This window comes from Rhizobium sp. Root274 (assembly GCF_001429245.1).
GTDB lineage: Bacteria > Pseudomonadota > Alphaproteobacteria > Rhizobiales > Rhizobiaceae > Allorhizobium.
Genome location: NZ_LMJE01000011.1, coordinates 119,501 through 131,198 on the forward strand (window position 1 = coordinate 119,501; position 11,698 = coordinate 131,198).

Annotated in this window: 10 protein-coding genes; 7 read left to right on the forward strand and 3 right to left on the reverse strand. The window is 56.3% G+C overall.

What is annotated here, in order from left to right:
* Position 1: 1 nt before the first annotated feature.
* From ASE36_RS20985 to ASE36_RS20995, 3 genes are all read right to left on the reverse strand, one after another.
* Positions 2-1,195 (reverse strand): HlyD family secretion protein, encoded by a 1,194-nt coding sequence (locus tag ASE36_RS20985; RefSeq protein ID WP_062611389.1) that lies wholly within the window; start codon positions 1,193-1,195, stop codon positions 2-4.
* A gap of 120 nt (positions 1,196-1,315) precedes the next feature.
* The gene (locus ASE36_RS20990; protein WP_062284788.1) at positions 1,316-1,627 is read right to left on the reverse strand and encodes a hypothetical protein; all 312 of its coding nucleotides are present in this window, start codon (positions 1,625-1,627) and stop codon (positions 1,316-1,318) included.
* A 21-nt stretch (positions 1,628-1,648) separates the two neighbouring features.
* Positions 1,649-2,812: a site-specific integrase gene (locus ASE36_RS20995; protein ID WP_062284790.1), complete on the reverse strand. Its 1,164-nt coding sequence runs from the start codon at positions 2,810-2,812 to the stop codon at positions 1,649-1,651.
* A gap of 77 nt (positions 2,813-2,889) precedes the next feature.
* On the opposite strand from ASE36_RS20995, the gene ASE36_RS21000 reads away from it, so the two are divergent.
* The 7 genes from ASE36_RS21000 to ASE36_RS21030 all read left to right on the forward strand — a co-directional run bounded on the left by ASE36_RS21000 (position 2,890) and on the right by ASE36_RS21030 (position 11,553).
* A complete protein-coding gene (locus ASE36_RS21000; RefSeq protein ID WP_062284792.1) occupies positions 2,890-3,168 on the forward strand; it encodes a type II toxin-antitoxin system Phd/YefM family antitoxin in 279 nt (92 codons plus the stop codon).
* Positions 3,155-3,586: a hypothetical protein gene (locus ASE36_RS21005; RefSeq protein ID WP_062284793.1), complete on the forward strand. Its 432-nt coding sequence runs from the start codon at positions 3,155-3,157 to the stop codon at positions 3,584-3,586. Before ASE36_RS21000 ends, ASE36_RS21005 begins: the two co-directional genes overlap by 14 nt.
* A 217-nt stretch (positions 3,587-3,803) precedes the next feature.
* A complete protein-coding gene (locus tag ASE36_RS21010; protein ID WP_062284795.1) occupies positions 3,804-4,937 on the forward strand; it encodes an RHE_PE00001 family protein in 1,134 nt (377 codons plus the stop codon).
* A 236-nt stretch (positions 4,938-5,173) separates the two neighbouring features.
* Positions 5,174-6,727, forward strand: a complete 1,554-nt coding sequence (locus ASE36_RS21015; protein WP_062284797.1) for a type I restriction-modification system subunit M — start codon at positions 5,174-5,176, stop codon at positions 6,725-6,727.
* Positions 6,724-7,989: a restriction endonuclease subunit S gene (locus tag ASE36_RS21020; RefSeq protein WP_062284799.1), complete on the forward strand. Its 1,266-nt coding sequence runs from the start codon at positions 6,724-6,726 to the stop codon at positions 7,987-7,989. Before ASE36_RS21015 ends, ASE36_RS21020 begins: the two co-directional genes overlap by 4 nt.
* 1 nt (position 7,990) lies before the next feature.
* Positions 7,991-8,683, forward strand: a complete 693-nt coding sequence (locus tag ASE36_RS21025) for a hypothetical protein (protein WP_062284801.1) — start codon at positions 7,991-7,993, stop codon at positions 8,681-8,683.
* Positions 8,680-11,553, forward strand: coding sequence for a type I restriction endonuclease subunit R (locus tag ASE36_RS21030; protein ID WP_062284804.1), 2,874 nt, complete (start codon positions 8,680-8,682; stop codon positions 11,551-11,553). Before ASE36_RS21025 ends, ASE36_RS21030 begins: the two co-directional genes overlap by 4 nt.
* Positions 11,554-11,698 lie beyond the last annotated feature (145 nt).

Sequence of the window (11,698 nt, forward strand, 5' to 3'; positions counted from 1 at the left end):
GTCAGTTCCAGACCCGCCGCAGCCAATCGAGGGGCCGGTCCTCAAAAAAGACTCTGCCAGTGCGTCCAATCAGACAGAACAGCCCGGGTTCTTGTCTCAGAGCCGGTACGTCAAGCGTCACGTCGAAGCGTTCCAGATGACGCTCACTCGGCGCGATGGCGAGGTTCTCATAGACCGTCGAGGCGCCTGAGCCTGCCACACGTGTGACCACACCGGACAGAAGCTGGTCGCTGCCGTTCATCCGGAACTGGGCTGAGCTGCCAAGCGTAATTCCGTTATAGACGCGCTCAGTGACCGAAAGCGTCACGATGGTGGACTGACAGTCGACAAGCGTGACAAGGTCTTGTCCTCGCTGTACCGCTTCGCCCGAGACGGCCAGGTAATCCCAGATCAGGCCTGAAACATTCGCCTGCAGCGACGCCGAGCTCAGCCTGTTGACCCGCAGCTGTTCAGCCCTGATCCTGGCATCCAAGGCCTCCAGCACGCTTGCCTGGGCAGCCGCACTGGCCTGCAGTTGATCTCTTTGAACCTCAAGCTCGGAGATCCGCTGTTCGGAATAAGGGGCATCATTATACCCGTCGCCAAGAAAGATGCCGCGTTCGGCAGCGGCGAGATTGATGCGCGCGCTGCGGACGGTTTCCTGCGCGTTGGCAAGATCAAGTTCTGCCACTTCGGCCAGAGAACGGGATTGTTCAAGCGCTTCGCCCGTGCGTACACCCTGATCGCTTAGTCGGTTCGATCGATCGAGGCTGAGGCGGGCATAGCGCAACCTCGCTTCAGCGGCCTTGGCCGATGCCTGAGCGCCATCGATCTGAGATTTTAGCTGCTCGATCCGCTCCCGCTGATAGTTTTCGGCCCGCGTTTGAAGCTCTTCAATCGAGCTGGTCAGACCTTCGGCGGTTGCATTCAGACGGCCCAGTTCCGCCTTGGTGGCAAGACGCTGTTGGTTGAGATCGGCAAGCCTCACATTGTCGACGAGTGGATCAACGATCGTACCAAGCGTATCTCCTCGGTCGATCCTGGCGCCGAGCGGGCGCGACACCAGTTCAAATGTTCCAGCGATCGGTGCTCGTGTGGTGGTGAGCCGGGCATTGACGAAAGCATCGGCACTGACGCCTGCGGTYTGCTCTTTGATGATGACGAAGAGAGCAATGAAGATAAGGACCAAACCCGCAAYTATCTTGATCGAACGCATCACAACCCTCACCATGTCTGCAATATGGAGCTAACTAGCGGAGGTGGCAGATAGGTTCAGGCTGAATTCTCACTCCCAAGATCCATGGTTAAGGCTTTGCTAAACGGCGACAGGTGCCGCCTAGTCGGAGAGGGAGACCTCTTTTTTGTCAATCCAATTATAGGCCGCCTGAACTAGGTCGAGGTCGGATGCGTGACTGACCGCTGCAGTTGCAACGACCATTTGGGCAACGGCACTGCAACGTCTCGGTCGTTTGCGGTCATCGGCTTGGAGGACAATTTCCTTCAACTCGTCAGCAGTGCCGCCACCGGCGTTGAATAGGCTGATTGCTGCCCTCATGAGCATATCCCGCTTTTCCGATGACAGGTTCGTCTGTTGTGAACGGCCGAGTGCAGTCAATCGCTCGACGATGCGGTTTTGCAGTTCACTCATCTATGTTCCCTTATCCCTTGGCTAGTCCATCAACCGAGATGCGCGGCCGCTGCGACGGTGGGCACTGTTGTAGTATTGCGATGCCTGCTGAACGGATCGATGCCGCGACTGCTCCATCGCTTCGGGAAGAGGAATGCCACGATTTGCGGCTTCTGTCAGGTAGCCGGATCGCAGCCCGTGGGCCGAAAACTCCGCTGGATCGAGCCCTGCCAATCCCGCTCGATGCTTGACGATGTCATTTATCGCCTTCGGATCCAATGGTCTGCGTGAAACATTGCCCCATCGATCGATGGCCCGGAAGATACTGCCCTTGTCGATCTTGGCTGCGTGGAGCCAGGCGTTGAGGGTGTCGACCGGGCGGCCGGTGAGATACACCACTTCGTCGTTCTCTGCGCCACTGGTCTTGGTGCGACCGAGATGGATCGCAAGAGAGGGCAGGGGAGGGCCGCTATCCACCTCGATGGGCTCCTCCGGCTGCAACTGTTCTTTTCGGAGAGCCGCGATCTCGCTGCGTCGTCGACCACCGGAAGCAAAGGCAACCATCAGGATGGCCCGATCTCTCACATCGCGCAAACTACCGGTAGCACAGGTCGCTAAAAGCTTTGCGAGTACGTCCCCGGTGACGGCCTTCGCGCTCTTTCGCCTGCGCGGTCGCGGCGTTGCTCGAACAGAAAGTCTGATGGCAGACCGGAGGGCAGGTGAGCCAAATGCCCCCTGAAGCCCGCGCCATTTGGTGAGTGTCGACCAGGTGGCAAGTCGTCGACGTACGGTGTCAGGTGCATGGGGGCCCTTCTTCTGCAGAAAACCCTGCAGTCGTAACTTATTCTCGATGTCTGCTGGCATTCCGTGTTCCGGATCCGTCAGACGCTTCTCCGGGTCCCAAAGGTGGTGGGCAACGAATTTGAGAAGGAGCGCTTCGGGCGCGGGCCAAGGAAGGGAGCGACCCGTGGCTGCCAGCGACCAGGCCAGCAAATAGGCCAGATCTGAGGTCAGCGCGCGCAGCGTGTTGGCACCCATGCCTTGGTTGACCAGATGACGGAGTGTGTCGACATCCTGATCCGTCAGCAGCTCGGCGAGTTCATCACGCCGCTCGATCGGCAAGACTGACGCGATCGTATCGAGCTCTTGCACCCGGCGTGCGAGTGTGTCGCTGCTCGAAGGGGCGTCTGGACCTTTTCTCGTCATCTTGCGCTTCCTGATTCTTCTGAGCGTTTGCAAAAATTCCGGAAAACCCGTATATTCCGGAACAAAGGAGATCTGCCATGACGTCGATTGTGACAGCAGCTGCGGTTTCGAAGAATTTCGGTGCCTATCAGGATGCCGCCGTGCGAGAGCCCGTGATCATCACCAAGAACGGCCGGCCCCGCACAGTGCTCATGGCCTATGAAGACTACCTCCGGCTGGCCAAGCGGAACCGGCGCGTCGATCTGACGGCTGCGATCAGTGACGACGAGCTGGCCGCGATTGAGGCGTCTACGATGGAGACGGGCCTTGATCATCTCAATGCCGAACTGCTGATGGACAAGAATGCTGCCGACTGAGCCCAAGGTCGGTTGGGTCTTTCGCTATTCTTATCTTTGGCATTGGCAGCATCTGGACGGACGGGAAGAGGGTGACAAGGACCGCCCGGCGCTCGTGCTCGCTATTGTTGCGACGCTCGAGGATGGAACGCCTGCAGTTCGTGTCCTGCCGATTACGCATTCCCCACCGTCCGACCCCCGTGAAGCAATCGAGATTCCGCCTGCCACCAAGCGCCGCCTGGGTCTCGATGACGAGCGATCCTGGATCGTGCTGACCGAAAGCAACCGCTTCGTCTGGCCGGGGCCTGACGTTCGCCCCGTTGACAGCGAAAGCGGATATCACGGGCCGTTGCCTCCGGTACTGTTCGAAGAAGTGAAGCGTCGGTTCGTCGATCTCGCCCGAAGCCAGCGTCACAAGGCCACCGTTCGCAGCGACTAAGCCGTTCTTCATCCTGTTGTTCGCCCTTGAGTTCGGCGCATACGACGGTCGCTCCCGCCGTGATTTGCCACGACTATAGGCCCGCAGAGTCGTCAAATCAATCACCTCCGATAAGGGTTACTTATCGGAAGTCAGCAGCTCCGGACTCTTTCATATGATGTACAGAACTGTAAGTGACGTATAGCTTTCTCTTAACGAATCATTTACCATAAATTCAATGTCTTACGATCTCGCGAAATTGTCCATCCAGAACTTGCTGCGGCCGATTTCCGAGGCAGCGGTCGCGCTTGCCCGCCTCGATGAGCGCATCGCCCGTTCACCCGTCGGTGAGGGCTTTCTCAAGCGCTCGCATTTCCTCGAGGCGCATGCCTCGCTCTGGGTCGACGGCGAACTCGTTCATCTGGAGGACCTCGTCCTTCATGACGCCCTTCGCGACATCCGCGCACCCAGCCACGAACTCACCATCGCCCGCGACATCCTGAAAACCCGACGCCGCATCGCCGCCCATCCCCCGGCCTGGGCGCTTTCTGCCCAAGGCCTCGCCTCCCTCCGCGGGCAGGCGTTGCCTGCAGCATCATCGGGTGACGACGGGGAGGGTTTGCCGGATGGGAATGTTGAGGTCAGCGACACTCGGGCTGGGGTAGGGGAAGCCGAAGATCCTGATGCCGACGGTCTGAGTAATGCGTTTGCCGCAATCGATGCGGTGCTCGCCCGGTCGGAAGCCGCGATCGAAGAGGTGAAGAAACCGGCGCGCGCCAAAAACGCTCCGGAAAAGGATCCCTTCGTCTACGATCTCGACTGGGATGAGGACGAGCGGCTGGCGGAGTGGCAGACCGCCCTCGGCCGAGCTGATGATTTGCCGCCGGTCTTGAAGGCGATCATCGCCCTCGATGCCTGGAACGAGATTGCCGTGCTGCAGCATGCGCCCTGGCTCGGTCGACTGCTTTCCGCCTCGGTCCTGCGCGAGGGCGGCGTTACCACAAGCGGGCATCTCGCGGCGATCAATCTCGGGCTGAAAGCCGTCCCCGTCGATCGGCGCCGGCATCGTGATCGCGAGACGCGGTTGCTGGCGATATCAAGGGCGCTGACGATTGCCGCCGAGACGGGGCTCAAGGAGCATGACCGGTTGGTGCTGGCGCGGCAGATGATGATGCGCAAACTGGAGGGCCGCCGGACGTCATCCAGGCTGCCGGAGCTCGTCGAGCTCGTCATGGCGCGGCCGCTGATCTCCGCCGGCATGGTGGCGAAGACGCTAGAGGTGACGCCGCAAGGCGCGCGGCGGATCGTGCAGGAGCTGGGGTTGAGGGAGATGACGGGCAGGGGGAGGTTTCGAGCCTGGGGGATTATCTAGCCAGCCGGACCAGCCCATATGAAAGGAAAAATAGAAATCCAATATTAGCTGACTAGACGTCCGAAAGCCTCCTGGTGCCCGTCGCTATCGTAAGCGTCGCGCCAGAGATCAATTGTAGAGAACGGAATCGTAGCGCCCGGGCAAGCTGCGGTGTAAGGACGAACTTCAATTGCCGTTCGCATTCCCTTTTTGGGGTCATTTGCGAACATTAATTATGATAATCAGAGGCTTAGAAAATGACCGAAGAGCAAAGAAGAAAGCTTGAGCAGAAGCTCTGGGATATAGCGAACACTCTTCGTGGCAAAATGAATGCGGACGAATTTCGTGACTACATACTTGGCTTTATCTTTTACAAGTACCTGTCTGAGCGGATGCATCTCTACGCCAACGAGGTCCTGAGGCAGGACGAACTTGACTACCTGTCGGTCCGCGAAGAATCCGTGGAGGGCCGCGAAATTCTTGATGCCGTTCGCGAAGCATCCGTCGACGCCCTTGGCTATTTCTTGCGTCCGTCTGAACTACTCAGCCAAGTTGCCAAACGTGGATCACAGCCAGGGCAGTTCATCCTTGCAGATCTGACCACGATCCTGAACAACATCCAGCGCTCGACGATGGGCACAGAGTCCGAGGGCGACTTCGATCATCTGTTTGAAGACCTCGACCTGACATCAACGAAGCTCGGACGGACGGAAGAAGCCAAGAACGCCCTCATTACGAAGGTATTGACCCACCTTGACCAGATCAACTTCCTGCTGGACGATGCCAATGCGGATGTCCTTGGCGACGCATACGAATACCTGATCGGCCAGTTTGCCAGCGGCGCGGGCAAGAAAGCCGGCGAGTTTTATACGCCGCAGCAGGTCTCCACCATCCTTGCCCGCATCGTCACCACTGGCAAGACGCGGCTGAAATCGGTCTATGATCCGGCCTGCGGCTCGGGTTCCCTGTTGCTTCGTGTGGCTAAGGAGGCGGATGTGTCCGAGTTCTTCGGGCAGGAGATGAACCGCACGACCTACAACCTCGCCCGCATGAACATGATCCTGCACGGGGTGCATTACCGCAACTTCGACCTGAAACAGGAAGATACGCTGGAACACCCCCAGCATAACGGCATGCGGTTCGAGGCGGTAGTCGCCAATCCGCCGTTTAGTGCCAATTGGTCCTCCAACCAGTTGCTACTGTCGGATGACCGGTTTAGCCAGTATGGCAGGCTTGCCCCGGCATCGAAGGCCGACTTCGCCTTTGTCCAGCACATGCTTCATCATCTGGACGACAACGGGACTATGGCAGTGATTTTGCCGCATGGCGCGCTTTTCCGGGGCGGGGCCGAAGGACATATCCGGCAATACCTAATCAAAGATCGCAACTGGCTTGATGCCGTGATCGGCCTGCCCGCCAATATCTTTTATGGAACCAGCATTCCGACCTGCATCATGGTTTTCAAGAAATGCCGCGAAGCCGAGGATGTGCTGTTTGTAGATGCCTCGACCTGTTTCGAAAAGGCGACAAACCAGAACGTCCTGCGTGCCGCCGATGTCGACCGCATTGTCGACACCTTCCGCGGCCGCACTGAAGTGGATCGCTTCAGCTATCGCGCGACCGTGGCCGAAATCGCTGAGAACGACTTCAATCTTAACATCCCCCGCTATGTTGATACGTTCGAGGCCGAAGCCGAGATTGATCTCACAGCCGTCGCGGCTGAAGTGCGCAAAATCGAAAACAACATGGCGGACCTGGACACTTCTATTCGCGACTTCTGCACCGAGCTGGGCCTGGAGTCGCCCGTATGACAGGCAGGACCACACCGACGCTTCGGTTCCCTGGCTTCAAAGGCCCGTGGAGAGCGACCGCCATTTCCACACTGCTCGAGAAGCAGAGCATTCCGGTTGAAGTTGATTCAGCGCACGCTTATCGCCAGATCGGCGTTCGGTCACATGGCAAAGGCATATTTTACAAGGAGTGCGTCACGGGCGCGGAACTCGGCGATAAGCGCGTTTTTCGTGTTGTTCCGAGAGCACTTGTTGTGAACATCGTTTTCGCTTGGGAGCAGGCGGTCGCACTGACAACGGATGCAGAGGCTGGCTTCGTCGCGTCTCATCGCTTCCCCATGTTCACGGAGAAGGATGGAAAAAGCTATCTTCCGTTTCTTCGGCATATGTTCCTGACAAAGCGTGGGAAGCTTCTTTTGGAAATAGCGTCGCCAGGGGGCGCGGGGAGGAACAAGACGCTGGGGCAGCAGGAGTTTCTGAAACTTAAGCCTGTCGTACCAGACCGTGCTGAACAGAAGAAAATCGCAGACGCTGTTGACGCGGTGGATACCAAGATTGCAGCGCTTACGGCAAAGCGGCATGCGCTGGTTCAGTTCAAAGCGGGACTGATGCAAAAGCTATTCAGCCAGCAACTTCGCTTTACCCGAGACGATGGAAAGGCTTTTCCTGATTGGCAGAAGAAACGACTGGGGGATATTTTCACTTGGGTGAAAACCAACAGTTTGTCGCGTGAATTTCTGACTTATGATGGCGGAACTGTTCAGAATATTCACTACGGCGACATCCATACAAAATTCCGCGCCTTGTTTCGGCAATCGGCCGAGACCGTACCTTTTGTGGGGGCCAAAATAGGGCCGAAAGCGTTCTCGGACGAAGAGTTTTGTCGAGTTGGAGATGTAATTATCGCTGATGCGTCAGAGGATTACGCTGACATCGGCAAAACGATTGAGATTGTAGAGGTGCGTGAGCGCTCGCTGGTGGCGGGCCTGCACACACACATGGCGCGGCCGAAAATTGACTGTCTGGTCGTCGGTTTCGCCGGATATCTGTTACGCAGTGAGCCAATGCGGCGGCAGATCATTCGGATTGCTCAGGGAATTTCTGTCTTGGGGATCTCGAAGGGGAATCTCGAGAAATTGACGTTCTTGCTTCCGCACCCCGACGAGCAACAAAAAATCGCTGACGCGCTTGCCGCAATGGATGCCAAAATTCAGGCTGTAGTAGACCAGATTTCCAAATTGCAAGCTTTCAAAAAGGGTCTGCTGCAGCAGATGTTCGTTTGACATGATGCGCCCTGCTGAACTGCTGATCATCGAAAACGCCATAGAGTGCCCTGACTTCCGATATTATCTTCCTTTGATGAAGAAGGCAGAACGGAACGTCACGAACCACCCAGACATCTGCATCGAGACGTGCAAGGCCCTCCTTGAAGGAGTGTCGAAGACTATCATTCTGTCGCTTGAAGAAGGTGTGAAACCTGAGGACATCAAGGATCTTGATGTATCTCCACTCGTGAAACGTGCCGGCAAGCTGCTTCAACAGGATGAGACGATCATCGAAGAAAGCTTCGTTACTCGGGTCGCTTCCGTGGCACACTTCATAGGCGTTCTCCGGAACGAGCGTGGTGACATCTCGCACGGCAAAGCCGTGCCGAAGTTAATCCAAAGTAATGACAAGCTGGCAAACGCAATTCTTCAGGTCTCAAGCGGCCTATTGATCTACATGCTCGATGCCTTTTTCACGAAGCTGCGGGATAAGCGAGCGCGCCTCGTCCAAGCGGAACTTGAGAAAGATCAGGCCACCGACCTGGAGCAGGTGTCCTACGCAGACAACAACGATTTTAATTCATGGCTAGACGAAAGCTATCCCTACGAAGGCAAACTCACCTACAGCTTCGCACTTTTTTCGCTTTACTATGAGGACTACCTCGTGCGGTTAGAAGAGTTCCGGGACCTTGCCGAGGAGGAGGACGAATGATCCAATCCGAAGCACAGCTGGAGTCCAGCTTGATCAAACGACTACACAGTCTTGGCTGGGAGCATGTTACCATCACCGACGGCGCCGAGCTGCGCGCGAACCTGAAGGCACAGCTAGAGGCACACAACGGCGTCACCTTATCGGAGGCCGAATTCACCCGTGTGCTGAACCACCTCGACAAGGGCAACGTCTTTGACAAAGCCAAGATCCTGCGGGACCGCATGGCGCTGCCACGCGACGACGGCACGACCGCTTACATCCAGTTCCTGAACACCGATGAATGGTGCCGCAACCGTTATCAGGTCACTTCGCAGGTCACCCAAGCGGGCAGCTACAACAACCGCTATGATGTGACTCTGCTGATCAACGGCCTACCGCTGATCCAGGTGGAGCTAAAGCGCCGCGGCATGGAGCTGAAGGAGGCCTTCAACCAGGTCAACCGCTACCAACGCCATTCCTATTGGTCGGACCATGGATTGTTTCAGTATGTGCAGCTGTTTGTCATCTCGAATGGTGTGAACACGAAATACTATGCCAACAACCGTGATCAGGATTTCAACCAAACCTTCTTCTGGGCAGATGTCGAAAACCGACTGATCACCCAGCTTGACGCCTTTGCCGACGTCTTCCTCGAGAAGTGTCATGTGTCAAAGATGATCAGCAAATACATCGTCCTACACGAAAGCAACAGGGTGCTGATGGTGCTTCGGCCGTATCAGTATTTTGCGGTGGAGGCTATTGTCGAGCGGGTGAAGGCCGGGCGGAAGAATGGCTACATCTGGCACACGACCGGTTCGGGCAAGACACTTACCAGTTTTAAGGCCGCGCAGGTGCTGATTGAAAATCCCAAGGTGCGCAAGGTCGTCTTCGTCGTCGACCGCAGCGACCTGGACTACCAGACTACCAAGGAATTCAACCATTTCAGTGAAGGTTCGGTCGATGGCACGGACAACACGCGTGCGCTAGTCAAGCAGCTGGCAGGCGACCACCAGCTGATCGTCACGACGATCCAAAAGTTGAACACAGCCATTTCCCGCGACAAGTTCGAGGGTCCGCTACAGGCGGTGAAGGATGAACGTGTCGTGTTCATCTTTGACGAATGCCATCGATCACAGTTCGGGGAGACCCACAAGCGCATAGTGACGTTCTTCAGCCGTGCGCAAATGTTCGGCTTCACCGGCACCCCGATCTTTGCAGAAAACGCGATGACCAATCGGACGACCAAGGATCTGTTCGGGGAGTGCCTACACAAATACGTCATCACCGACGCGATCAGTGATGAGAATGTTCTGCGGTTCTCAGTCGAGTATTGGGGCAAGCTGAAGCGCAAGGATGGCAGCCTGATCGACGAAGAGGTCGCGGGCATCAACATCAAGGAATTCTTCGACCACCCCGACCGGATCAATGGAGTCGTTGATTGGATCATCCAGAACCACGATCGGAAAACCCATAATCGTCAGTTCAGCGCGATGCTCTGCGTCAGTTCCGTCGATGCGCTGATCACCTATTACGAAGCCTTCAAACGCCGCCGCGATGCGGGCGAGCACGATCTCCGCGTAGCCACGATTTTCACTTACACTGCCAACGAGGAAGATGCTGACGCTGATGGGCTGATAGGCGATCCGGATTTCACCATCGGCGTGGACAAGCCAGTGAACGTGCACACCCGCGAAAAGCTGGATCGGTTCATCGCTGACTACAATGCGATGTATCAGACTGCTTATTCGACGAAGGACAGTCACAGCTTCTACAATTATTACAAGGACATCGCCAAACGCATTAAAGAGCGCGAGAGGCGCGACTTCCAGGACAAAGACCGCGTCGACATCCTTCTGGTGGTCAACATGTTCCTTACCGGGTTCGATGCAAAGAAGCTGAACACGCTCTACGTCGACAAGAACCTGCGGTACCATGGGCTGATCCAAGCATTTTCACGCACCAATCGAATCCTTGGCCAGGTGAAATCCCAAGGGAACATCGTCTGCTTCAGGAACCTGAAGGCCAAGACGGACGAGGCGATCACACTGTTTTCCAACAGGGACGCGATCGAAACCGTCCTGATGGCGCCCTATGAGGATTACGTCACTCAGTTCAATGAGGCCGTTGCCAATCTGCTCAAAGTCGCACCGGACGTCGATAGCGTGAATTATCTGCAAACCGACGGAGAAATGCTGGCCTTTGTGCAGGCGTTCCGCGAGTTAATTCGCATCCGCAACGTGCTGAGCAGCTTTACTCAGTTTAGCCCCGACGACCTCACCCTCGATCCGCAGACATTCGAGGATTACAAAAGTAAGTATCTCGACATCTACGACCGTACAAAGCGGGGAAAGGAAACGGAGGCCGTGTCGATTATCGACGAGGTCGATTTCGAACTAGAGTTAATCCAGCGCGATGAAATCAACGTTGCCTATATCCTTGGCCTGCTCGCCGAGGTGTCGCGGGATGCCAACAGTTTGGATGCTACTCAGCGTAATGAAAGCGCGCGGAAGCGAAAATTAGTTATGGACATGCTTGGTTCTGAAGCTCAGCTGCGCAGTAAGCGCGAATTGATTGAGCGGTTCATCGAACAGCATATGCCGAAGGCACAGGACAACGGTGCCAGTGTCGAAGAGACCTTCATGGCGTTTTGGAACGACGAGCGGGTCAAGGCGATGGAGACCGTCTGCGCCGAAGAGGGAATACCACCGGCGGCTTTTCAGCGTTTGATCGAAGACTACCAATTCACCGGCAAACCTCCATTGCGTGAAGCCGTAATCGAGGTTCTGGAACAAAAGCCAAAGATTTTGGAACGCAAAAAGATTACCGAACGTATCATTGATAAAGTGCTGGGGCTGGTAGCCACTTTCGACGAGGGGCTGGGAAGGGTCTGATGCAACGGAGGCGAATGATGGCTCTGCCAGAAAGCCATAGTTTTCCGCCATACGAGCACACAGGTAAAAATGTGCGCTATTGTTGTGAGGTGTCGGATACGTGTATTTGCGAGCTAGTATCCGCCTCCAATAGCAGGCTTGGCTG